Source organism: Streptomyces sp. GL_148 (assembly GCF_057834205.1).
This window is the reverse complement of the sequence record NZ_CM174396.1, coordinates 8,435,171-8,457,112: the sequence shown is the minus strand read 5'-3', so window position 1 is coordinate 8,457,112 and position 21,942 is coordinate 8,435,171. Positions and strand designations below refer to the sequence as shown.

General features: G+C 72.6%; 21 protein-coding genes and 2 pseudogenes. 15 read left to right on the top strand and 8 right to left on the bottom strand.

Annotated elements, in window-relative coordinates; translation table 11 throughout:
* Positions 1-41: 41 nt before the first annotated feature.
* Positions 42-1,160, top strand: a complete 1,119-nt coding sequence (locus tag AC3IYI_RS38105) for an SRPBCC domain-containing protein (RefSeq protein ID WP_489408001.1) — start codon at positions 42-44, stop codon at positions 1,158-1,160.
* Positions 1,161-1,174: 14 nt separating this feature from the next.
* Here the strand turns inward: AC3IYI_RS38105 and AC3IYI_RS38100 are convergent, their stop codons facing one another.
* Complete coding sequence (locus AC3IYI_RS38100; RefSeq protein ID WP_489408000.1) at positions 1,175-2,638, bottom strand: MFS transporter; 1,464 nt, start codon at positions 2,636-2,638, stop codon at positions 1,175-1,177.
* A 194-nt stretch (positions 2,639-2,832) separates the two neighbouring features.
* Here AC3IYI_RS38100 and AC3IYI_RS38095 point away from each other — a divergent pair, with 194 nt between their 5' ends.
* Positions 2,833-3,450, top strand: a complete 618-nt coding sequence (locus tag AC3IYI_RS38095; protein WP_489407999.1) for a TetR/AcrR family transcriptional regulator — start codon at positions 2,833-2,835, stop codon at positions 3,448-3,450.
* A 114-nt stretch (positions 3,451-3,564) separates the two neighbouring features.
* Here AC3IYI_RS38095 and AC3IYI_RS38090 read toward each other — a convergent pair whose 3' ends face one another.
* Both AC3IYI_RS38090 and AC3IYI_RS38085 read right to left on the bottom strand, forming a co-directional pair.
* Positions 3,565-4,533 carry a class I SAM-dependent methyltransferase gene (locus AC3IYI_RS38090; RefSeq protein WP_489407998.1) on the bottom strand — a complete coding sequence of 323 codons (969 nt, stop codon included), beginning with the start codon at positions 4,531-4,533 and terminating at the stop codon, positions 3,565-3,567.
* Between the two features lie 139 nt (positions 4,534-4,672).
* Entirely contained in the window at positions 4,673-5,305 is a 633-nt protein-coding gene (locus AC3IYI_RS38085; protein WP_489407997.1) for a helix-turn-helix domain-containing protein, read from the bottom strand.
* Between the two features lie 98 nt (positions 5,306-5,403).
* On the opposite strand from AC3IYI_RS38085, the gene AC3IYI_RS38080 reads away from it, so the two are divergent.
* From AC3IYI_RS38080 to AC3IYI_RS38060, 5 genes and pseudogenes are all read left to right on the top strand, one after another.
* Entirely contained in the window at positions 5,404-6,420 is a 1,017-nt protein-coding gene (locus AC3IYI_RS38080; protein ID WP_489407996.1) for an NAD(P)/FAD-dependent oxidoreductase, read from the top strand.
* A 58-nt stretch (positions 6,421-6,478) separates the two neighbouring features.
* Positions 6,479-6,649, top strand: a pseudogene (locus tag AC3IYI_RS38075) (MFS transporter); the annotation flags it as partial.
* Positions 6,650-6,654: 5 nt separating this feature from the next.
* Entirely contained in the window at positions 6,655-6,786 is a 132-nt protein-coding gene (locus AC3IYI_RS38070; RefSeq protein WP_489407995.1) for a hypothetical protein, read from the top strand.
* Positions 6,787-6,822: 36 nt separating this feature from the next.
* Positions 6,823-7,389 (top strand): GNAT family N-acetyltransferase, encoded by a 567-nt coding sequence (locus AC3IYI_RS38065; protein ID WP_489407994.1) that lies wholly within the window; start codon positions 6,823-6,825, stop codon positions 7,387-7,389.
* A gap of 210 nt (positions 7,390-7,599) precedes the next feature.
* Entirely contained in the window at positions 7,600-8,433 is an 834-nt protein-coding gene (locus AC3IYI_RS38060) for an SDR family oxidoreductase (RefSeq protein ID WP_489407993.1), read from the top strand.
* Between the two features lie 160 nt (positions 8,434-8,593).
* Here the strand turns inward: AC3IYI_RS38060 and AC3IYI_RS38055 are convergent.
* The 4 genes and pseudogenes from AC3IYI_RS38055 to AC3IYI_RS38040 all read right to left on the bottom strand — a co-directional run.
* A pseudogene (locus AC3IYI_RS38055) lies at positions 8,594-8,722 on the bottom strand (hypothetical protein); the annotation flags it as partial.
* Positions 8,723-8,823: 101 nt separating this feature from the next.
* Positions 8,824-9,468: a dihydrofolate reductase family protein gene (locus tag AC3IYI_RS38050; RefSeq protein WP_489407992.1), complete on the bottom strand. Its 645-nt coding sequence runs from the start codon at positions 9,466-9,468 to the stop codon at positions 8,824-8,826.
* Between the two features lie 222 nt (positions 9,469-9,690).
* On the bottom strand, positions 9,691-10,017 hold the full coding sequence (locus tag AC3IYI_RS38045; protein WP_489407991.1) for a hypothetical protein: 327 nt from the start codon (positions 10,015-10,017) through the stop codon (positions 9,691-9,693).
* Positions 10,018-10,228: 211 nt separating this feature from the next.
* Positions 10,229-10,723: a MarR family winged helix-turn-helix transcriptional regulator gene (locus AC3IYI_RS38040; protein ID WP_489407990.1), complete on the bottom strand. Its 495-nt coding sequence runs from the start codon at positions 10,721-10,723 to the stop codon at positions 10,229-10,231.
* 170 nt (positions 10,724-10,893) lie between these two features.
* Here AC3IYI_RS38040 and AC3IYI_RS38035 point away from each other — a divergent pair, with 170 nt between their 5' ends.
* The 6 genes from AC3IYI_RS38035 (at position 10,894) to AC3IYI_RS38010 (ending at position 17,877) form a co-directional block, all read left to right on the top strand.
* The gene (locus AC3IYI_RS38035; RefSeq protein WP_489407989.1) at positions 10,894-12,024 is read left to right on the top strand and encodes an NADH:flavin oxidoreductase; all 1,131 of its coding nucleotides are present in this window, start codon (positions 10,894-10,896) and stop codon (positions 12,022-12,024) included.
* A 176-nt stretch (positions 12,025-12,200) separates the two neighbouring features.
* Positions 12,201-13,409, top strand: coding sequence for a sensor histidine kinase (locus tag AC3IYI_RS38030; RefSeq protein WP_489407988.1), 1,209 nt, complete (start codon positions 12,201-12,203; stop codon positions 13,407-13,409).
* Positions 13,406-14,080: a response regulator transcription factor gene (locus AC3IYI_RS38025; RefSeq protein ID WP_489407987.1), complete on the top strand. Its 675-nt coding sequence runs from the start codon at positions 13,406-13,408 to the stop codon at positions 14,078-14,080. Before AC3IYI_RS38030 ends, AC3IYI_RS38025 begins: the two co-directional genes overlap by 4 nt.
* A gap of 133 nt (positions 14,081-14,213) precedes the next feature.
* Positions 14,214-14,504 (top strand): SHOCT domain-containing protein, encoded by a 291-nt coding sequence (locus tag AC3IYI_RS38020; protein ID WP_489407986.1) that lies wholly within the window; start codon positions 14,214-14,216, stop codon positions 14,502-14,504.
* Complete coding sequence (locus AC3IYI_RS38015) at positions 14,501-15,304, top strand: ABC transporter ATP-binding protein (RefSeq protein WP_489407985.1); 804 nt, start codon at positions 14,501-14,503, stop codon at positions 15,302-15,304. Before AC3IYI_RS38020 ends, AC3IYI_RS38015 begins: the two co-directional genes overlap by 4 nt.
* Positions 15,301-17,877, top strand: coding sequence for an ABC transporter permease (locus AC3IYI_RS38010; RefSeq protein WP_489407984.1), 2,577 nt, complete (start codon positions 15,301-15,303; stop codon positions 17,875-17,877). The genes AC3IYI_RS38015 and AC3IYI_RS38010 overlap by 4 nt, the downstream gene beginning before the upstream one ends.
* A gap of 187 nt (positions 17,878-18,064) precedes the next feature.
* Here AC3IYI_RS38010 and AC3IYI_RS38005 read toward each other — a convergent pair whose 3' ends face one another.
* Positions 18,065-19,054 (bottom strand): hypothetical protein, encoded by a 990-nt coding sequence (locus AC3IYI_RS38005; protein ID WP_489407983.1) that lies wholly within the window; start codon positions 19,052-19,054, stop codon positions 18,065-18,067.
* A gap of 41 nt (positions 19,055-19,095) precedes the next feature.
* On the opposite strand from AC3IYI_RS38005, the gene AC3IYI_RS38000 reads away from it, so the two are divergent.
* Complete coding sequence (locus AC3IYI_RS38000) at positions 19,096-20,355, top strand: FAD-dependent oxidoreductase (RefSeq protein WP_489407982.1); 1,260 nt, start codon at positions 19,096-19,098, stop codon at positions 20,353-20,355.
* Positions 20,352-21,572: a cytochrome P450 family protein gene (locus tag AC3IYI_RS37995; protein WP_489407981.1), complete on the top strand. Its 1,221-nt coding sequence runs from the start codon at positions 20,352-20,354 to the stop codon at positions 21,570-21,572. The genes AC3IYI_RS38000 and AC3IYI_RS37995 overlap by 4 nt, the downstream gene beginning before the upstream one ends.
* The last annotated feature ends 370 nt before the right edge of the window (positions 21,573-21,942 follow it).

Here is a 21,942-nt window from a genome sequence, read left to right as displayed (position 1 = left end):
GAGCCACTGAAACGACTGTTTCAGTAAAGCATAATGTCCGGATGAGCCCCTCCGCCCGTGACGACTCCGCCCGCGTCGACTCTGCCCGCAAGCAGCAGCTCCTGGAGCTGGCCTACGCCCACGTGCTCGACCACGGTCTGGCGGACATGTCCCTGCGGCCCCTTGCCGAGGCGATCGGCAGCAGCCCGCGCGTCCTCCTCTTCCTGTTCGGCAGCAAGGACGCCCTGGTGCAGGCACTGCTCGCGCGGGCCCGGCAGGACGAGACGGGAATGCTCGAAGCCGTGCACCGGGCCCGGCCGGAGCACGGTCTCGCCCGCACGGGCGAACTGGTGTGGAACTGGCTGGCCGACCCGGGACACCGCAAGGTCCTCACCCTCTGGGTCGAGGGCTACTCACGCTCGCTGAGCGGCGACGCGGGGCCCTGGGCGGGGTTCGCGGAGCGGACGATCGCCGACTGGCTGGAGGTCTTCGCCGCCGCCCAGCCGCCGGCCCGTCGCGACACGCCCGAGGGGCTCGCCGAGCGCACCCTGCTGCTGTCGGTCCTGCGCGGGGCACTGCTGGACCTCCTGGCGAGCCGCGACGAGCAGCGCACCACGGCGGCGGTGACAGCCCACCTCCGCACCCTGGAGGCTCCCGCCGACGACGCGCCGGTGCACCGGGTCCGGCCCGGGAACGGGTCCGCCGGCAGGACCGACCGCGCCGCCCGGACGATCGCCGCGCCGCGGGCGGCCGTCTACGCCGCCCTCCTCGACCGCGCGTCCCTCGAAGCCTGGCTCCCGCCCGAGGGGATGAGCGGGCGGATCGAGCGGTGGGATCCGCGGCCGGGCGGCGGGTTCCGGATGGTCCTCACCTACCTCGACACCTCCCTCGATCCCGCCGGCAGCCCCGGCAAGACCTCGGAGGCGACCGACGTGGTCGACGTACGGTTCACCGGCCTGGTTCCGCCGGAGCGCGTGGTGCAGCAGGCCGAGTTCGAGTCCGACGACCCGTCGTACGCCGGCACCATGACGATGACCTGGCACCTGGCCGCCTCCGGTGAGGGCACCGAGGTGACCGTCACCGCCACCGACGTTCCGCCCGGTATCGACCAGGCGGACCACGAGGCGGGCATCGCCTCCTCGCTGGCCCACCTGGCGTCGTACCTCGAAGCGGCCCGATGACCTGAGCGGCGGCGCTACTTGCCGACCGAGGTGGGGGCCGTTTCGGTCAGGAGGCCCGCCTGGTCCCGCAGTTCGAGCTGCTGCGGCCTGAAGGCGGGGATCAGAGCGGCGATGGCCCCCGACAGCAGGGCGAAGCCGCCGCCCATGAGCAGACCGGTGCGGAAGCCCGCCTCGGAGGTGAAGGTGAATCCGCCTGCCGTGGTGGTCATCTGAGCCAGGACGACACCGACGACGGCGGCGCCGACGGAGGTGCCCAGGGAGCGCATGAGGGCGTTGAAGCCGTTGGCGGCGCCGGTTTCGGTCAGGGGTACCGCGCTCATGATCAGAGCGGGCATGGCTCCGTAGGCGAGGGCGACACCGCTGTTGATGACCATGACGGCGACCATCAGCCCGGCGGCCGTGCCGGAGAAGAGGAGCGCGACGCCGTAACCCGCGGCCAGGACGAGCGCCCCGCAGACGAGGGTGACCTTCGGGCCGTGGGCGTTGGTGAGCTTGCCCCCGAGGGGGGACACGGCCATCATCATCAGCCCGCCGGGGAGCATCCACAGGCCGGCCGCCAGCATGGACTGGCCCAGGCCGTAGCCGGTGGCGGCGGGGAACTGCAGCAGCTGCGGGACCACCAGCATGCCGGCGTACATGCCGAAGCCGATGGAGACCGAGGCGAGGTTGGTCAGCAGGACCCGCGGGCGGACCGTGGTGCGCAGGTCGACCAGCGGGTCGGTGGTGCGCCATTCGAACCACCCCCAGGCAGCCAGGACCACCACGGCGGTGGCGATCAGGCCGAGGGTGGTGGCCGAGCCCCAGCCCCAGTCGGCGCCCTTGGACACGAACAGCAGCAAGGACACCAGGCCCGCCGCGAGGCCCAGCGCGCCGACCACGTCGAAGCGCTGGCCCTTGGCCGCAGCGGGCCCCTCGGGAACGAAGGCCACGATCATGACGGCGACACAGCCGGCGAGCGCCGCGGACCCCCAGAACAGGAAGCGCCAGCTCGCGTACTGGGCGACGGCCGCGGAAACCGGGAGGCCGATGCCGCCGCCGATGCCCATGGAGGCGCTCACGAGGGCGATGGAGGAACTGAGCTTCTCGGCGGGGAGGATGTCACGGAGCAGGGCGATGCCCAGCGGGATCATGCCCATGCCGACGCCTTGCAGGCCCCGCCCGATGACCATCTGGACGACACCGCCCGCCAGTGCGCACACCACCGATCCGATGATCAGCGGTATGCAACAGGCCAGGAGCATGCGGCGCTTGCCGAGCATGTCGCCCAGGCGCCCGCTGATCGGTACGCACACGCCTGCGACCAGGAGGGTGGCGGTGACGACCCAGGCGGAGTTGGAGTGGGAGGTGTGGAGGATGTTCGGCAGGTCGGCCAGCAGCGGCGTGACCAGCGTCTGCATGACGGCTGCGGCTATGCCCGCGAGTGCGAGCGTCGCGATCACCTTGCCGGTGCGAGGGGCGGCCGTGGGCGGCTGTTGCATGAAGGGTCCTAGAGGCATGGGCCGCAGGCCCGGCCGGCCGGGCCTGCGGGGCGCACGAGGTACGGAAGGGGTCGGTCCGGCGTTGCGTGGGTACGAGGTCGGCGCACACCACAATCAGTAGTCAACTATCAGTTCGCGGCGGGTGGCGTGTCAACCGGATCCGATCGTCGACTATCAGTTGTATTCTCGGCAGCGTGCCGACCGAAAGCCCCAAACCCCTGCGCGCCGACGCCGTGCGCAACATCGAGAAGATCGTCAGAGCGGCACGCGACGTGTACGCCGAGCTGGGACCCGATGCGCCGCTCGACGAGATCGCACGGCGGGCCGGGGTGGGGATCGCCACGCTCTTCCGCCGCTTCCCCGACAAGGCGGCCCTGCTCCGGGCCGTGCTCGACCAGCAGTTCACGCAGGACGTCCTGCCCGTCATCGACCGCGGACTGGCCGACGACGACCCCCGCCGCGGCCTGACCGTCGTACTCGAAGCCGCCCTGACCTCGGCGGCCGACGAACACCACGTGCTGACGGCCGCCCGCAACGCCGGCGTCCTCTCCGCGGAGGTCAGCGGCCGGTTCTTCGACGCGCTCGACCCGCTGGTGAAGCGGGGGCAGCAGGCCGGGGTGATCCGCGGGGACCTGGTGCCCGACGATCTGAAGAGGATCATGAGCATGCTGGTCAGCGTGCTGTGGACCATGGACCCGGCCGAGGAGGGCTGGCGCCGCTACGTGGCCCTGGTCATGGACGGCCTGAGCCCGGCCGCTGCGAGCCCCCTGCCCCACCCGGCTCCCCCACTGCTGCGCCGGCCGCAGGAGTGACCGCCTTCGGGCCGTAGAAGCCGGTGATCGCGGTCGGGACGGCAATGATGGAGGCCCAGCTGTCGAGGCGGCGAGGCGCCGAGGCGCCGAGGCCGGGGGCCACGCCGGCGCGGATCAGTTCTTGCGGCGTGCGGCCCAGACGGTGCGCTCGGTCCGCACGGCGAGGTCGTCGCGGCGCAGGATGCTCTCGGGGCCGTCGGTGTCGAGCAGCCGGTCCAGCGCCGCGAGGTCCTCCGGGGTGAGCGTGTCCACGATGCTGCGGCGAAGGCGCTGCAGGCTGCCGAGGGCGTACGCGCGGACCGCCTCGCTGCGGGAGCCCGCGATGTTCACGCTGATCACGCGGTCGCCGTCCAGGGCGAACCCGGCCGCGCTGAGCTTCGGGCCCCAGTCGGCGCCGCGGTGGGGCACGTGCTCGGCGTGGTAACTCTCGCTCGCGGTGTGGCAGCGCTCCTCCAGTCCGGGTCGGCCTTCGGGTGCGTCCGCGGGCAGGAAGCGGGGGAACCCAGCCAGCTCGACGACGGCGAACAGTCCGCCGGGGGCGAGCAGTTCGCGGACCGTGCGCAGGGCCTGGTCCGGGTCGGCCATGTGGTGCATCGAGGCCGAGGCCCACACCAGGTCCGGCGTACCGAGGTCGGGCCACTCGGTCTCATCGAGGTCGGCCTGCACGGTGCGGACGCGGTCCTCGACGCCGCGGGCGCACGCCTTCTCCCGCAGGCGCTGCAGGTGCAGCGCCGAGGAATCGACTGCGGTGACGTGCGCGTCGGGGAACCGGTCGAGCAGGGCGAAGGTGCCGGCTCCCGTGCCGCAGCCCAGATCCACTATGTGGCGAGGGGACTCGCTCAGGGGCAGCCACATGGTGATGTCGGCGATGTGCTCGGCGAGGACTTCCGCGTCCAGGTCGAGGATCTCCGCCTGGCCCTCGAGGTCGGCCCGGGCATGTCCGTGCTGGGCATGGCCGTGATCATGGCCGTGCTGGGCATGTCCGTGATCATGGCCGGGCTGGTCATGGCCGTGGTGGCCGCGGCCGTGCTCGTGCCCGGAATCGGTGTCGCCGTGCTGGGGTGCGTGCTGTGCGTGGGTCATGGCTTCACGGTAGGACGCCCATGCGCTTGCCGCATCGATCCTTGCCGGTTAGGCAAGAAGATGGCCTCGTAGCCCCCAGGACGCGCAAAACGCGCGCGCCGGACACCCCGTACAGGCCGGGAAGAGCCACCGCTCATCCTCACTGACCCGCCCCCTGCGCAGCGCCTTCGCCTCCTCCGTCGCCGCCCGCGTCACCGACGCCGCTGTCCCGCTGGTGGCCGCGGCGGGCATCCCGGTCGAAGATGCCCAGGATCTCGCACGGTCCCCCCTCGGCGCCCATCGCGTGCGGCATCATCGTGGGGAACTCGGCGGCCTGGTTGGTCTCGACCCGGATGCGGCGGTGCCCCAGCATCAGGATCGCGGTGCCGGACAGGACCACGAGCCATTCGCGCCCGGGGTGGGCGCGCATACGGGAGGGGTTGTCGGGCGGCGGTTCGGTCATGCGCTGGCGGATGACCGTCATGCCCGGCTCTCCTTTGATCGGCCAGCGCATCTGCCCGCGGGCGGCGTCGATCATCGGGCTGGTGACGACATCGTCGGTCGCGGTCTCCACGAGCTGGTCCAAGGTGGTGTCCAGTGCGCGGGCGAGCGTGACGAGGCTGTCGAGCGCCAGGCGGCGCTGGCCGTTCTCGATGCGGCTGAGCGTGGACTGGCTGAGCCGGGCACGCGTGGCCAGTTCCTCCAGGGACCAGCCCTGCGCCACCCGCAGCGCGCGGATGCGTTTGCGCACCAGGCTGTCCAGATCACCGTCTTCTTGCGTCATAGGCAACATCGTATGCTCGTACTGCAAGTCGCGGTTAGCGTTGCGTCCAGACGGCCCCGGACCACCGGGGCCGGCACGAAGGAACATCCGGAAAGGAACCCGAGGACATGACCGCGACGACTACCGCATACGCGACCGACGCACTGCCGGACGGGACCGTCGACGCCGTGGTGATCGGCGGCGGCGCCGCCGGTCTGAACGGTGCGCTGATGCTCGCCCGCTCCCGCCGTTCGGTCGTCGTGATCGACAGCGGCACCCCCCGCAACGCGCCCGCCGAGGGCGTGCACGGCCTGCTCGGCCTGGACGGCACCCCGCCGGCGGACCTGTACGGGCGGGGCCGTGAGGAAGTACGCCGCTACGGCGGCCTCGTCGTCTCCGGCGAGGTCTCCGCCGCCGAGCACGCCGATCCGTCCGCCGACGGCGACCTGCGCTTCACCGTCACCCTGACCGACGGCCGCGTCCTGACGGCGCGCCGCCTGCTGGTGGCCACCGGTCTGCGCGATGTCTTGCCCGAGCTGCCCGGGCTGGCGGAACACTGGGGGCGCAGCGTGGTGCACTGCCCGTACTGCCACGGCTGGGAGGTGCGCGACGAGCCGATCGGCGTCCTCGCCACCGGACCCGCATCGATCCACCACGCCCTGCTGTTCCGTCAGCTCACCGACGACCTCGTCTACTTCACGCACGGCACCGAGCTGGACGACGAGACCCGTGCGCGCTTCGCCGCACGCGCCATCCGCATCGTCGACACCCCGGCCGAAGAGGTCGTGGGGGACGGCGCCGGCGGCATCCGCGGTGTGCGCCTGGCCGACGGAGCGGTCGTCGACCGCCGCGTCCTCGCGGTGGCGACCACGCTCGTGGCCCGCACCGAGGGCCTGGCGGGGCTGGGCCTGCCGATGGAGGAACTGCCCGGCGGCGGCCGACGCTTCGCATCCGGCGCGGCCGGCGCCACCGACGTGCCGGGGGTGTGGGTGGCGGGCAACGTCACCGACCCGATCGCCCAGGTCGGGGCCTCCGCCGCGGCCGGGGCGCTGGCCGGCGCGCACATCAACGCGCTCCTCGCCGTCGCCGACACCGACGCGGCGGTCGCGGCCCTCGCCTCGGCAGGGACCGCCGCCACCGCCTGAGGCCGTTCGGCGGGCGCGCGCGAGGGCCGGCTCCCGCCCTCCCGCCCCACCCCCCGTCCTCCCCGTCCTCCCCGGCATGCTCGCCGTGGGCATCGGCATGGGCCTGGCGATGACGCCCTCCACCGAGGCCATCACCGGCCCCCTGCCGCGAGAGCACCAGGGCATCGCCTCCGCACTCAACGACGTCACCCGCGAGTTCGGCACCGCGCTGGGCGTGGCCCTGCTCGGAGGTGGGTGGGCGTCGCCGTCATGGGCGTCCTGTTCCTCTACGTCCTCGCCCTCGCCCTCGCCCTCGGCCCGAGGAATCCTGCCCCGGCGCCCGCCCAGGATCCGGCGGCGGACCCCGAGGTCCCCTCCGTGAGGTGACGGGGAGAAATATCCGGCTATGTCATCATCGAGTTCATGAGTGAAGTCGAGACCCTCCCCCTGCGACTGACCCACCTCGATGCCGTTCTCGATCTCGGCTACCGGTCCTTCGACGTGAAGGCGATGCCCTACACCTCCTGGTCGCTGTCGTCGGTGGCGGCGCACTGGGACGCCCAGCCGGACGCCTGCTGGATCGCACGCGACGAGGAGGGGCTGCTCGGCTTCGTCCTCGGATCGCTGTCCTACGACGAGCGCGAGGACTGGGGCTACCTCGAGTGGATCGCGCTGGAGGAACGCGCCCGGGGCCGGGGAGTCGCGAGTTCCCTGGTCGAGCACTGCTGCGCCGCGCTCTTCGCTGCGGGAGCGTCCCGGATCATCACCGACGTGGAGAGCGGCAACGCGGCTTCCGCCGCGATGATGCGGCGCAACGGGTTCAGCGAGAAGGTCACCGTCACCCTGTTCGTCCGCCCGAACCCGCGCGAACACGCCGGCGCGGCCTCGTACTCCCCCCAGGATCCGGCCAGGTCCCGGCTGCGCCGCGCCGCCCGGGCCGCGGGAGGCCCGGCAGGCTCAGGCGCGGCAGGCTCAGGCCCCCTCACGTAGGCCCGCTCACGTAGACCCACTCCCACGGGCGTCCGGTCCGGCATGCCCGGAGACCGCAGGGCCGCGGGCCCCGCCCGGCGCGTGCGCGCGCCCGGACGTGCGCCTGCGCGCCTCCGCGCGCCCCCGCAGCAGGGATGACCGCGCATCGGAGCCCCCACGAACATGAACTGCCGCCATCATCCGGAGCAACTCGGCCATCACGGGGGAACCATGGGACGACGCTGGCTGGTCACGGGATGCTCCTCGGGGCTCGGGCACGCGCTGGCGACCGCGGCGGCCCGGGCCGGTGACGAACTGGCCGTCACCGCCCGCAAGACCGCCGATCTGGAGGATCTGGCCGCCGCCTGGCCCGGCCGGATCGTGCCGATCCCGCTCGAGCTGCGGGACGACGCTTCCTGCGAGGAGGCCGTCCGCACCGCGGCCGAGCGCCTGGGAGGCATCGACATCCTCGTCAACAACGCCGCCGTCGGGCTGTTCGGCGCGGTCGAGGAGGTCTCGGACGCCGAACTCCGCGACCAGTTGGAGACCCTGGTCGTCGGCCCCTGGCGGCTCGCGCGCCTCGTCCTGCCGCTGATGCGGGCCCAGGGGCACGGCCACATCCTCAACGTCTCCTCCGTGGTCGGCCGGATGGCCTTCCCCGGTCTGGCGGCCTACACCGCTGGGAAGCACGCCCTCGAAGGCATGACCCGGACCCTGGCCATGGAGGCGGCTCCCCACAACATCCGCGTCACCGTCATCGAACCCGGCATGTTCGCTACGCGCTACGGCACCTCCATGGCCGAAGCCGCCCACCGGGTCCCTGCCTACGACGCCACCAACCGCGAGATGCTCGAAGGGGCCCGGGGCCTCGCGGACAGCCCCGAGACCGGACGCCCGGAGTACTTCGCCGAGCGGGTCCTGGACATCGTCGCCGCCGAGGGCCCGACACCTCTGCGGATCCCCGTCGGCGACGACGCCTACGGCTACATCGACGCCTCGGACGAGGCGGACCGCGCCGATCACGCCGCGGCCCGACTGCTCGTACAGGGCCCGCCCCAGGTCTGACGGCGGGGCCGCGGGCAGCATGCGTGAGGGGGTGGTGGCGCCGTGGCGCCACCACCCCCTCCCGCCATCTCACCTCGTGTCGCGTCAGCGGAGGCCCGCCTGACTGCGCGACGCGCACGCAGGCGCCCTTGCCGGCGATCTCGTGCATCTGGCTGATCGTGCTGCCGACCTTGATCTTGCTGTACTTGGTCTTGGTCATCTTGCCGTTGGACGTCAGGCCGTCCAGGAAGACCTGGCCCTTGATCTCCAGCTTGCCGTTCACGAAGTCGAACGAAGCACTGCTGTAAGGCTTGTTGCCCTTGCACTCGTAGTGCCGGTAGGCAACGCCGCCGGAGTCGTCGCGGCTCTTGAGATTTTACGAGGACGAACGTGACCCGCCGCCACCACCCGTCACTTTCGCCAGAACAGATGGTGCGTCACGCCGCTCGGGCTGGGCACGACGTCGAGGTGGAAGCGGTCGAGCAGCTCATCGGGTGACTCCCAGAGTCGTACTCCGGATCCGAGCTTCACCGGCGAGACCGCCACGTGCAGGGTGTCGACGAGGTCGGCGTCAAGGAACTCCCGGATGGTGGTGGCCCCGCCACCGAGCCGGACGTCCTTGCCCTGCGCCGCTTCCCGTGCCAGTTCGAGGACCGCGGCCGGGTCGCCGCCGACGAAGTGGAACGTGGTGTCGGAGAGCGTGAACGAAGGGCGCTCGTGGTGGGTCATCACGAACACCGGGGTGCGGAACGGGGGTTCGTCACCCCACCAGCCGCGCCAGTCGTGGTCTTCCCAGGGCCCGCGCTGGGGTCCGAATTTGTTGCGGCCCATGATCTCGGCACCGATGTTGCGTGCGTAGTCTCGCGTGAGGTAGTCGTCGAGGCCCCGGCTCCCTCCGGGGTCGGTGCGCATGGGCCAGCTCGCGGTGGCGCCGGCCCAGGAGAACAGCCTCTCGGGATCGACATGACCGAATGGCCTCTCGAGGGTCTGGTCCTCACCGGCACCGATCCCGTCACTCGAGACGTTGAAGTTCTGGACCCTCAGCAGCTGAGCCACGTGCTCCTCCTGTGTTGTCGACAGCGATGGTGAGACTTGCCGGGCCGGCAAAACTCATCGCTGCGTTCACGACCGGTCAGAAACTGGGTACCCAGAGTACCGACCTGCGAGGTTTGCGCGGTTTGGGCATACCGCCGATCGCGTTCGGTCCTTGACGGCGAGGGCTGCCGCAATGGGCCCACGCCGGTGGAGGGATTCGTCGCGCGATCGGCCGATCCAGTCCTAGGCGGACCTGCGGCGCAGGGCCATGCGTACCCCGAGAACGATCACGAGCACGACGATGACGAGGAGCACGACGATGAGGAGGGTCTTGAAGAGCCCGCCCTTCTTCTTGCTCTTCTTTTTCTTCTTGTTGCCGGTGGTGGCCTGGACTTGGGACGACGTCGGCGCGCGAAGTACGGTCACCACGCCGGCGCCGGCCGGGAGAGGGCTCCGCGGGAGGGCCGCAGCCGCGGGGGCCTGACGGACGGACGGTGCGGCTGCCACGGCGGTCGCCGCCGGGCCCAGCAGCAGCCCGGCGAGCACGAAGAGCGGTACGAGTGCGGACACCGCCGCACGGGACCGCTTCCTCGGAATACGATTCTCTGTCACTGCATCCCCTGTTTCTTCGATGTCCCCGCCGAGGGCCCGGTAGAAGCCGGACCGAAGGGGCCTTGCAGCATCGTCGGGGAGTGCGACCGCCCCGGCAAGGAGATGAGCGGGGGAACACCCTCTCCGGGCACCTTCGACGGCCTGCCGGCCCTCACCGTGAGGGCGTCGTTTACGAGCCGCCGCCCGCCTCTTCCTCCGTGCGCGGCCAGTACCGTCCTTCGAGGGCCTCGGCGCTGCGGTTGAGCCGGATCAGGACGTCCTCCAGCTCCCGCACTTCCTCGGGGGACCAGTCGGCGACCACCCGGGCCAGGCAGGACTGGTTGACCTCGCGGTCTTCGGCGAGCCGGCGCCCGCCTTCAGCCGTGATGCACAGCTTGCGGGCCATGCCGCCTTCCGGGTCGGAGACGCGCTCGGCCAGTCCCCAGCGCAGCAGTGCGGCCGTCTGGCGGTTCACGGTCGAGGTGTCGAGTCCGAAGGCCTCCGACAACTGTCCGATGGACATGGGGCCTTGTGTGTCGATCCGGCTGAGCAGGAGGTACGCCGACCGCTCCAGGCGTTCGGGATCACGCTCGCGCCGGGCCAGCACCTGGTGCCGCGAGAGCAGCATCAGCTCCCGCTCCAGCTTCTCCAGCACTGAGCCTCCCCGCTCCTTCCGACGCCCCATTATCGCGAAACCCGTGAAGCCGGGGAACGGCGGACCCCCGTACGGCTCGGCCTGCGGGGGTCGCCGTACGACGGCCGGACCTCGCGATATGCATGATACATAGCCTATGTACTATGCACTTCTCGTTGTCACCCGACGAGCCACAGCTTCAACCCGGAGGACCAACCCCCATGACCGTCACCACGTCCATCGCCTCCCGCGCGGCCGAGATCCTTTCCCGGCCCGTCAAGCTGAACGGCCTGACCGTCCCCAACCGCATCGCGATGGCACCGATGACGCGGATGTTCTCCCCCGGCGGCGTGCCCGGCGAGGACGTGCGGGCGTACTACGCCAGCCGGGCCGCCGCGGGCGTGGGCTTGATCGTCACCGAGGGCACCTACGTCGGTCACGACTCCGCCGGGCAGAGCGACCGGGTGCCGCGGTTCCACGGCGAGGACCAGCTGGCAGGGTGGGCGAAGGTCGCCGCGGCCGTGCACGAGGTGGGCGGCACGATCGTGCCTCAGCTGTGGCACATAGGCATGGTGCGCAAGCAGGGCGAAGCACCGTATGCCGACGCCCCTGCCATCGGCCCCTCCGGCATCCGTGTCGACGGCACCGAGGGGACCGGCAAGGCGATGACCCGCACCGACCTCGACGACGTCATCGGCGCGTTCGCAGACGCCGCCGCGGAAGCCGCACGGATCGGCTTCGACGGCGTCGAACTGCACGGCGCCCACGGCTACCTGCTCGACCAGTTCCTGTGGGAGCGGACCAACCGCCGCACCGACGTCTACGGCGGCGACGCGGCGGCCCGTACCAAGTTCGCCGCGGAGATCGTGGCCGCGGTCCGCGAGCGCGTACCGGCCGACTTCCCGGTGATCTTCCGCTACTCCCAGTGGAAGCAGGAGGCCTACGACGCACGGCTCGCGCAGACCCCGGAGGAACTGGAGGCCATCCTGGCCCCGCTGGCGGCGGCCGGCGTCGACGCGTTCCACGCCTCCACCCGGCGCTACTGGCTCCCGGAGTTCGAGGGCTCGGACCTGAACCTGGCGGGCTGGACCAAGAAGCTCACCGGCCGGCCCACCATCACGGTCGGCTCGGTCGGCCTCGACGGCGACTTCCTCCGCGCCTTCGCCGGCGAGGGAGCGGCGCTCGGCGACATCGACAACCTCCTGGACCGCATGGAACGCGACGAGTTCGACATGGTCGCCGTCGGCCGGGCGCTGCTCCAGGACCCGCAGTGGGCCGCGAAGGTCCTCGGCAACCGCTTCGACGAGCTGAAGCCGTACGACGCGGTGTCCCTCCGGTCGCTCAGCCGATAGCCGATAGCCGTGGGCAGGCCCTCGCCCGCAGGGCGGCGGGCTACGGGCGGCGGGCGGCGGGCGGGCGCCGGGCTCGACCCCGCCGCGCGTACACCCGCGTACTACCTGGGGAGTACGTCTGAAACGCTACGCCGGAGTGACGCCCGGGAGGGTGGACGCCGCCTAACGTGGGCGGTATGGAAGAGCAGCGCGAGCGCCCGGGGGTCCCTCCGTGGCAGCGATGGGTGGAGCGGACCGGGCGGGGCCCGGCCTGGCGCTCCTCGCTGCTCGTGGCCGCCTTCGCCCAGGTCGGCTCGGGGTGGGCTGCACAGGAACAGAGCGGGCGGGTGGCGCTGGACGGGTTCGCGCGGCTCCTGCTGTTGCTCGGGCCCCTGCTGCTCGTCTGGCGACACCGGTACCCGGTGGCCGTGGCGTACGGGGTCAGCGTCGTGACCCTGGTGTACATCGGCGCCGGGTTCCCGTACGGCCCGGTGTTCATCAGCCTGGCCCTGGCCTGCTTCGCCGCAGTCGTCGCCGGACGCCGCAGAGCGGCCTGGGGGGCCGTGGGGCTGCTCTGGGCCGGCCACCTGCTCATCGGGCACTTGCTCTACCGCCGGCTGCCGCCCGCCGGGGACGGGCCCGCGCCCTGGGCGCAGGAAGTGGGCATCACCGCGTGGGTCCTTGCCATCCTCGCCGTCTCCGAGCTGGTGCGCATACGCCGGGAGCAGTGGGCCCTCGCCCGGGCCGAGCGGTCGGCGGCCGAGAAGCGCCGGGTGAATGAGGAGCGGCTGCGCATCGCCCGCGAACTGCACGACGTCCTCGCCCACAGCATCTCGGTGATCAACGTCCAGGCGGGAGTGGGGCTTGCCCTCCTCGACTCCGACCCCGAGCAGGCCCGTTCGGCGCTGACCACCATCAAGGCGGCCAGCAAGGAGGCGTTGGGCGAGGTCCGGCAGGTGCTCGACACCCTGCGCACTCCCGGCGACGCGCCCCGCGCGCCCGCACCCGGTCTCGACCGGCTCCCCGAGCTCGCCGAGCAGGCTGCTGCGGCCGGGCTGAGCGTCGACATCGCAACGAGCGGGGATCCCCGGGCGCTGGCGCCCGGCGCGGACCTCGCCGCCTTCCGCATCCTGCAGGAGGCACTGACCAACGTCGTGCGGCATTCCGGTTCACGCAGCGCCCGCATTCACCTCTCCTGGCAGCCCCGCGTCCTGGAGTTGCGCGTGGACGACGACGGACCGGCCACGGGCGATCCGGCGGGCGGCAGCGGCACCGGTCTCGTGGGCATGCGCGAGCGGGCCGCGGCCCTCGGTGGCACCATCGAGGCCGGCCCGCGCCCCGACGGCGGCTTCCGCGTGCTGGCCAGGCTCCCGCTGAAGGCCGTCCCGTCCCAGGAGGATCCGTGATCCGTGTTCTGCTCGCCGACGACCAGCTCCTCGTCCGGGCGGGGTTCCGGGCCCTGCTCGACGCGCAGAAGGACATCGAGGTGGCGGGAGAGGCCGCCGACGGCGACGAGGCCGTGCGCCTGGTGCGCGAGCTGCGTCCGGACGTCGTCCTCATGGACATCCGGATGCCGGTCTGCGACGGGCTCGCCGCCACCCGGCGGATCACCGAGGACACGGCGCTGGCAGACGTCAGGGTGGTCATGCTCACCACCTTCGAGCTCGACGAGTACGTCTTCGAGGCGCTCCGGTCCGGCGCCTCGGGATTTCTGGTCAAGGACACCGAACCGGAGGAACTGCTGCGGGCGGTCAGGGCGGTGGTGGAGGGCGATGCGTTGCTGTCCCCAGGTGTCACGCGCCGCCTGATCGCGGAGTTCGCGGCCCGCTCCAAGCAGCCCGCCGCCAACGAGGCGGGACTGGGCATGGACCGGCTCACCGAGCGGGAGCGCGAGGTGATGGCGCTGGTCGGCCTGGGTCTGTCCAATGAGGAGATCGCCCGCCGCCTGGTCGTCAGCCCGCTCACCGCGAAGACGCACGTCAGCCGGACGATGGTGAAGCTCGGCGCCCGTGACCGCGCCCAGCTGGTCGTCCTGGCCTACGAGTCGGGGCTGGTGCGGCCCGGCTGGCTCGGCTGACTCCCCCAGCCCGCCCTCGTACTCCCCCGGTGGTACGCGCGGTGCAGCCGGCCGTACGACGACCCGGACCCCCTCCCGGCGCCAGTCTCGGAGTGTGACGCACACGTCCACACTTCCGAGGAGCTGAACCGAGATGAACACCCTCACCACCCTCGCGCACGACGGGCCCGGCCCGTGGATCCTGTTCTTCCCCCTGATCTGGGCGGCCGTGGTGGTCGGCGCCGTCACCGTGCTGCGCCGCACCGTGTGGCGCGGCCGCCGGGCACCGTGGCAGGCCCGCGGCGCCGCGTACGGCGAGCAGTCCCCGATCTCGGTCCTCGGCCGGCGGTTCGCCTCCGGCGAGATCGACGAGGACGAGTACTGGCGGCGGCTGTCCGTCCTGGACGAGCAGTTCGGCCGCGCCTCCAAGGGCGGTGTGGCATGAGGAACGCCACCGTGCCGGGCGGCGACGACGACGGCAGTGTCGCCGCCGCCGCCCGGGTCGTCGATGCCGTGAAGGTCTACGGTCGGGGCGACACCGAGGTCCGGGCCCTGGACGGGGTGAGCGTCGACTTCCCGGCCGGCCGCTTCACCGCGATCATGGGACCCTCCGGTTCCGGCAAGTCCACCCTGATGCACTGCGCCGCCGGTCTCGACACCCTCACCTCCGGAGCCGCCTTCATCGGCGGTACGAGCCTCGGCGCACTCGATGACCGAAGGCTCACCCTGCTGCGCCGCGAGCGCGTCGGCTTCGTCTTCCAGGCCTTCAACCTGATTCCCACCCTCACCGTCGCCGAGAACATCACGCTCCCCCAAGACCTCGCGGGCGGCCGCGCGGACGGTGCCTGGCTCGACGGCCTCATCGACGTCGTCGGACTGCGCGACCGGCTGCACCACCGGCCCGCCGAGCTTTCCGGCGGCCAGCAACAGCGCGTCGCCGTGGCCCGCGCCCTCGCCGGCAGCCCCGATGTCGTCTTCGCCGACGAGCCCACCGGCAACCTCGACTCCCGTTCGGGTGAGGAGGTGCTCGGGCTGCTGGGCCGGGCGGTGCGCGAGATGAACCGTACGGTCGTCATGGTCACCCACGACCCGGTGGCCGCCGCCCATGCCGACGAGGTCGTCTTCCTCGCCGACGGGCGGCTGGTCGACCGGATGGCGGGTCCCACCGCGGACCGCGTCCTGGACCGGCTCAAGTCCTTCGACGCCCGCCCGCTGACGGCGGCGGCCCTGCAGGAGGAGTCATGAGCACCAGCAGTGCCCGCACCGTGCTGCGGCTCAGTACGGCCTCACTGCGTGCGCACAAGCGGCGGTTCGCCGGGACCTTCATGGCCGTGCTGCTCGGCGTCGCCTTCCTCGCCGGGACGCTCGTCATGGGCGACACCCTCCGCGCGAGCTTCGACAGCATGTTCGCCGGTGCGGCGAGCGGTACCGACGCGGTGGTGCGCAGTTCGCGTGTCGTGACCGTCCCGGGCGAGGCCCAGGGCACCCGGCAGCCCGTGCCGACCTCACTCGTGGAGGAGATCCGGCGCACCCCGGGCGCGGCCGCCGCCGCCCCCGCCGTTCAGGGCGCGGGGCAGCTCGTCGGCTCCGACGGCGAACCGATCGGTGGCCAGGGGCCGCCCACGCTCGCCGGGAACTGGATCGCGGACCCGGAACTCAATCCGTACCGGCTCGCGGAGGGCCGGGTGCCGGAGCGGACCGGGGAGGTCGTGGTCAACCGGGCCACGGCGGACAAGGGCGGGCTGAAGCTCGGCGACACGACGGTGCTGCGCACGCCCGACCCCGTCCCGGTGACGGTCGTCGGCCTGGCCACCTTCGGCGGCGCGGACGGCATGGCGCAGGTCACGTACACGGGGATGACCCAGGCGGACGCGGAGAAGTATCTGACGCCGGCGCCCGGCCAGGCGGCGTCCATCCAGGTGCGCGCCGGTCCGGGGACCAGCCAGGGCGAGCTGGTGAAGGCGCTCACCGCGGTGCTGCCGCAGGGCGTCGAGGCGATCACCGGAGAGGAATCGGCCCAGGAGAACACCGACATGATCTCCGGTCAGTTCCTGACCCTGTTCACCACCATGCTGCTCGTCTTCTCGGGCATCGCCCTGCTCGTCGCCACCTTCAGCATCTACAACACCTTCGCGATCGTCGTCGCCCAGCGCACCCGAGAGAACGCCCTGCTGCGCGCCCTGGGTGCCTCCCGGCGTCAGGTCGTCGGCGGCACGCTGGCCGAGGCCGCCGTCGTCGCGTTCATCGCCTCGGCCGCCGGGCTGCTCGGCGGCGTCGGCTTCGCCGCGGGGCTCCAAGCGCTCTTTCCCGCCATCGGATTCCCGTTCCCCGAAGGGGACTTGGTGATCAGCGGCCTGTCGATGCTGGTTCCCCTCGCCGTCGGGGTCGTCGTCTGCCTCGGCTCGGCCGTGCTGCCGGCCGTACGGGCCGGGCGTACGGCGCCGCTGGCCGCGCTGCTCGACAGCGCGGTGGACCACTCGGGGGCCTCGCGGTCCCGTACGGTCACCGGCGCGGCGCTGGGCACGGCCGGCATCGGCCTGATCCTGGCCGGGGTGCTCGCCGTTCCGTCGCTGTGGCTGTCCGGGGCGGGCGCGGCGCTGGCGACGGCCTCGTTCGTCGTGCTGGGTCCGGTGGCGTCCTCGGCCGCCGTGCACGTGCTCGGCCGTCCGCTGGAGCGGCTGCGTGGGGTGACCGGCGCCCTGGCGGCGCGCAACGCACGGCGCAGCCCCAAACGGACCGCGTCCACGGCGACCGCGCTGATGATCGGCGTCGCCGTCGTCTCCCTGTTCACCGTCTTCGGCGCGTCCCTGAAGGCGACCATGGACCGGACCGTCTCGCGTTCCTTCGCCGGGGACGTGGCCATCAGCGCCCCGGCCTTCGGCGCGGGCGGCAGCGGCCTGAGTCCGAAGCTGGCGCCGGCCGTCGCGGCGCTGCCCGAGGTGGCGGTCGCGGTGGGCCTGGGCAAGGGAGTCGCGGAGGTCGACGGCGAGGGGCGGGCGCTGACCGTCACCGAACCGGCCGCGCTCGCGGTCGGCCTCGACCTGGGCACGGTGACGGGAGGGTTCGACGCGCTGGGGCCGGACGGGATCGCGGTCTCCGAGAAGGAGGCCTCGCGGCACGGATGGCGGCCCGGCAGCACGGTCGAACTCGCCTTCACCGACGGGCAGAAGCAGCCCTTCACGATCCGCGCGGTGTACGAGCGGTCGGAGCTGGCCGGCGACTACGTCATCACGCGGGCGGCCTGGGCGCCGCACCGCGCGCAGGACACGGACTCGCTGGTGACCGTCACCTTCAAGGACGGGGTGTCGGCCGCGGCGGGTGTGGCGGCGGTCGAGAAGACGGCCGATCTGTACGGCGGCCCCGAGGTACAGACGCGCGACGCGTACGCGCAGTCGTCGGCGGGCGGCATCGACATGATGCTCACGCTCGTCTACGCGCTGCTCGCCCTCGCCGTGCTGATCGCTCTCCTGGGCATCGCCAACACGCTGACCCTCGCCGTCCACGAGCGCACCCGCGAACTGGGGCTGCTCCGGGCGGTCGGCCAGACCAGGGCGCAGCTGCGGGCCATGGTCCGCTGGGAGTCCGTCCTGGTCGCCGCGTTCGGCACGGCCGGCGGTCTGGCGCTGGGCGGCGTCCTCGGGTGGGTCCTGGTGAAGGCCTCGGACGGGGCGAGCGACAGTGCGTTCGCGTTCGCCGTCCCGCCGCTGCAGCTCACGATCGTCGCCCTGGTGGGCGTGGCGGCGGGTGTCCTCGCGGGTTGGCGCCCGGCACGCCGCGCGGCGCGCCTGGACATCCTGCGCGCGGTCGCGACCGACTAGTGCTGCGGCCGGAAAGGTTTGCCGGGTCGCGGCGTTCGGTGCGGTGCATCGCAAGGCGGAGGACCGCGCCTCGTACTGGACGTACCGGCGTGGTCCGACAACACGGCGAGGTGCCGTGCCGGGCGTCGCGACCCGGTGAACCTTTCCGGTCACAGCACTAGGTGGGCGTTCCGCCGCGCGTGGCGGGTCACTCCTCGGAGGCGGTGAGCTTCTCGGCCTTCCGGGCCGCCGTCTCCGCGCGCCTCCGTGCCTTCGCGGCCGCTCGCGCGGCATCCCGCGAGCCGGCGGCCGCGGCCGCGCTCGCCGCCCGCGCCTCCTCCAGGTGCTCCGCCGCGGTCCGAACCTCCTCCTCGGCCTGCGCCACCGCCGCCGCCGTGCTGTCCGCCAGGTCCCGTGCCGCGGCCTGTACGGCGTTCAGGCGGTCCGCCTCTGCGCGGGCTTCGGCCAACTCGGCCCGGATCGCCTCCACCCGCTCGCGCTGGGCCCGCGCCGCGCTCGCACCCGGGGCCGGCGTCCGCTCGGTCGCGGGGCCCGCGGTCCGGGCCGCGGCCGCCTTCCGCCGGGGCGGAGCCGCGCCGGGCTGCGGTTCGAGGCCGGCGAAGCCGGACGCGGGGTCCGGGGCCTTCACCAGGCGGCCCGCCGCCCACCGGGCTGCGACATCGGGATCGGCGAGGACACCGTGGAGGATCCGCTCGACCTCGTTCAGCACCGGATCGCTCACCGCCTGGCCGACCTCGGCGGCCAGGGAGCGAGCCGTGCGCGCGAGGCGGCCGATCACCACGTGCTGGTCGTGCGACAGCTTCCGCAGCTGCTCGGCGTCCAGGGTCCGGTGCGCGGATCGCAGCGCCTCGCCGAGTGCGAGGAGTTCCTGGGCCGCCTCCGGCCGGAGGCGGGCCGGCAGCCCGGCCGTCCACGCCGCCACCGTCGGTTTGCGCAGCGCGGCGATCGCGGCGGCGACGTCCCGGTCCCCGGCTTTCCGGGCCCTGGCCACGTACTCGTCCCGGGCCGAGGTGAACTCCGAGGGCCGCACCGCGTACAGCTCCAGCATCACCGACTGCAGGTCCACGTCCATGCGCGACAGGATCCCGCCCCCGGCCACGCCCCGGCCGACACCCCGCAGGACACCGCGCGTCGCCGCCCCGTGCGGAGCAGCGACGAGCAAGCTGGTGGGGTACACGTCATCGGGTTCGGCCGATGCCGTCGAAGGGATGGGGCGCCGTGGAGCGTACGACCTGCTGTGTGGTGGGAGGCGGGCCCGCCGGAATGGTGCTCGCACTGCTGCTGGCCCGGGCCGGGGTGGAGGTCACCGTGCTGGAGAAGCACGGCGACTTCCTGCGCGATTTCCGCGGCGACACCGTGCATCCGTCCACCCTGTCGCTGCTGGACGACATCGGCCTCGCCGAGCGGTTCGCCCGGCTGCCGCAGCGGCGGGTGACCTCGGTACAGCTGCCCATCGGGCCGGACCGCTCCCTCGTCACGGTCGGGAACATCGGGGCGCTGCCCGGGAAGTACAACTACGTCGCGATGGTGCCGCAGTGGGACCTGCTCGACCTGCTCGCCGATGAGGCGCGCAAGGAGCCCTGCTTCCGGCTGCGCATGGACACCGAGGCGACGTCCTTCCTGAGGGAACACGGTCGGGTCTCGGGCGTGCGGTACCGCACCGCGGACGGCGCCGCCGGTGAAATCCGGGCCACGCTGACCGTCGCCTGCGACGGCCGCGGATCCTTGGCCAGGGTGCTGCCCGAGCTCGGCCTCGAGGACTTCCCGTGCCCGATGGACGCGTGGTGGTTCCGGATGCCGCGCCACGAGAGTGATCCCAGCGGGCTCGTGGGAGGCCTGGGCGAGCGGTTCTTCAGCGCGCTCATCGACCGCGGCGACTACTGGCAGTGCGCGGGGCTCATCCCCAAGGGAACCGATGCCGAGCGCCGCGCGGAAGGCCTGGACCGGTTCATGGCCCAGTTCACCGAGGCCGTCCCGTGGCTGGCCGACCGGGCGCACTCGGTCTCCTCCTGGGACGAGGTCAAGCTGCTCGACGTACGGCTGGACCGGCTGCGCCGCTGGCACCGGCCGGGGCTGCTGTGCATCGGCGACGCCGCCCACGCGATGTCGCCGGTCTTCGGCATCGGCATCAACCTCGCCGTACAGGACGCGGTGGCGGCCGCCCGCCACCTCGTGGGGCCGCTGCGCGCGGGGACGGTGGGACTGCACGACGTACGCCGCGTGCAGCGCCGCCGCATGCCCACGACGGTGGCGACCCAGGGCCTGCAGCGCCTGGCCCACGCCCAGGTCATCGAACCCCTGTTGGCCGGGCGCACCGCGTTCGGCCACCCGCAGGCGGCGAAGCGGCTGACGGAGCTCGTCACCGGCTCGCGGTGGCTGAACCGGGTGCCGGCCTACTTCATCGGGTACGGGGCCCTGCGCGAGCGGCCCCCGGCGCAATCCCTCCGCGGCGGCTCCGCGGTGCGGGAGGCGTCATGAGCGAGCGACCCGTCCTCCTCCCCTACGCCGATCCTGCCTTCGTGGCGGACCCGTTCCCGCTGTACCGGCACCTGCGCGAGGACGGCCCGGTCCGCCGGGTCGTCATCTCGGGCGGCCTGGAGGCCTGGCTCGTCACCCGCTACGAGGACGGGCTCGCGGCCCTCTCGGATCCCCGGCTCAGCAGCGACGTGCGCGACGCCTCGGACACCCGGCTCCTGAAGCAGCTGCCCGACACGGAGCGCGAGGCGATGCTGGGCAACATGCTGCGCAGTGATCCGCCCGACCACACGCGCCTGCGCCGCCTGGTGTCCAAGGCGTTCACCGCCCACCGCGTCGCCGGGATGCGGCCGCGGATCCAGGCCGTCGCCGACCGGCTGCTGGACGCGGTCGTGGCGGCCGGCCGCGCCGACCTCGTCGCGGACTTCGCACTGCCGCTTCCGGTCACGGTGATCAGCGAGCTGCTCGGGGTGCCGGTGGACGAGCGGCACGAGTTCCAGCACTGGACCGACTGCATGACCATGCGGGGCGCGGAGCCGCCGGACCCCGCCGTGGTGAACGAGGCGTGGCAGCACATGCGCGCGTACGTCACCGACCTCATCGGCGCCAAGCGGGCGGACCCGGGCGACGACCTGCTCAGCGCCCTCGTCTCCGCCCGGGACGAGGAACAGCGGCTGACCGAGGACGAGCTGGTCGCGATGGTGTTCCTGCTGCTGGCCGCCGGCTACATCACCACGGTCAACCTGATCGGCGGCGGCATCGCCATGCTGCTCGCCCACCCCGGCCAGCTCGACCTGTTGCGCTCCGATCCCGAGCTGCTGCCGGGCGCGATCGAGGAGTTCCTCCGCTACGACGGCCCGGTCAGCCCCGGCATCGCCCGCTTCGCGCGCGAGGACGTGGAGATCTCGGGCATGTGCGTCCCGCGCGGCGCGACCGTGCTGATCGGCGCGGCCCTCGCCCACCGGGACCCGGGGCGGTTCCCGGATCCCGACCGCCTGGACATCACCCGGCCGGACAACGCCCACCTGGCGTTCGGGCACGGCATCCACTACTGCCTGGGCGCGCCGCTGGCCCGTCTGGAGGGACAGATCGCCATCGGCACCGCCCTGCGGCGCCTGCCGGGCCTCACCCTCGCCGTATCCCCGGCGGAGATCCCCTGGCGCCCCGGAGGCCTCCGGGGACCTCTGGCCCTGCCGGTGACGTTCACCCCGCACGGCTAGACCCTGCCGATCTCCGCCTGATCCGACGGCCCGGAGCGGCGGATGGAACTTCTACAAAATGTTGACGCACCTCTATCGGAAAGCCGCCTCCCCGATGGACGATTCATGTAGCCTCCCCCGTCGATCTGACCACCCGTCAATGCGCGAGGAAGGCCGTTCCCACCCGCGTTCGTTGGGAGGCCACACGCCATGAACCCGCTCAGCGAGTGTCCCGAACCCGCTTCGCCCCCGTTACCGGACGTGCCCCCGCCTACGCCGAAGGCAGGGGCCCCCAGCCGTCGCGGCATCCTCTGCGGCCTCGGAATGGCCGCAGCCGCTCCGCTCACCCTCGGCGCCGGGAGGAGCCGGCCGCACGGTGGAACACCCCCGG

Excerpts from the sequence above, each read along its gene's own strand:
- AC3IYI_RS38105 (WP_489408001.1), top strand. The coding sequence starts at position 42 with ATGAGCCCCTCCGCCCGTGACGACTCCGCCCGCGTCGACTCTGCCCGC.
- AC3IYI_RS38100 (WP_489408000.1), bottom strand. The coding sequence starts at position 2,638 with ATGCAACAGCCGCCCACGGCCGCCCCTCGCACCGGCAAGGTGATCGCG.
- AC3IYI_RS38090 (WP_489407998.1), bottom strand. The coding sequence starts at position 4,533 with ATGACCCACGCACAGCACGCACCCCAGCACGGCGACACCGATTCCGGG.
- AC3IYI_RS38085 (WP_489407997.1), bottom strand. The coding sequence starts at position 5,305 with ATGTTGCCTATGACGCAAGAAGACGGTGATCTGGACAGCCTGGTGCGC.
- AC3IYI_RS38080 (WP_489407996.1), top strand. The coding sequence starts at position 5,404 with ATGACCGCGACGACTACCGCATACGCGACCGACGCACTGCCGGACGGG.
- AC3IYI_RS38065 (WP_489407994.1), top strand. The coding sequence starts at position 6,823 with ATGAGTGAAGTCGAGACCCTCCCCCTGCGACTGACCCACCTCGATGCC.
- AC3IYI_RS38060 (WP_489407993.1), top strand. The coding sequence starts at position 7,600 with ATGGGACGACGCTGGCTGGTCACGGGATGCTCCTCGGGGCTCGGGCAC.
- AC3IYI_RS38040 (WP_489407990.1), bottom strand. The coding sequence starts at position 10,723 with ATGGGGCGTCGGAAGGAGCGGGGAGGCTCAGTGCTGGAGAAGCTGGAG.
- AC3IYI_RS38035 (WP_489407989.1), top strand. The coding sequence starts at position 10,894 with ATGACCGTCACCACGTCCATCGCCTCCCGCGCGGCCGAGATCCTTTCC.
- AC3IYI_RS38030 (WP_489407988.1), top strand. The coding sequence starts at position 12,201 with ATGGAAGAGCAGCGCGAGCGCCCGGGGGTCCCTCCGTGGCAGCGATGG.
- AC3IYI_RS38020 (WP_489407986.1), top strand. The coding sequence starts at position 14,214 with ATGAACACCCTCACCACCCTCGCGCACGACGGGCCCGGCCCGTGGATC.
- AC3IYI_RS38015 (WP_489407985.1), top strand. The coding sequence starts at position 14,501 with ATGAGGAACGCCACCGTGCCGGGCGGCGACGACGACGGCAGTGTCGCC.
- AC3IYI_RS38010 (WP_489407984.1), top strand. The coding sequence starts at position 15,301 with ATGAGCACCAGCAGTGCCCGCACCGTGCTGCGGCTCAGTACGGCCTCA.
- AC3IYI_RS37995 (WP_489407981.1), top strand. The coding sequence starts at position 20,352 with ATGAGCGAGCGACCCGTCCTCCTCCCCTACGCCGATCCTGCCTTCGTG.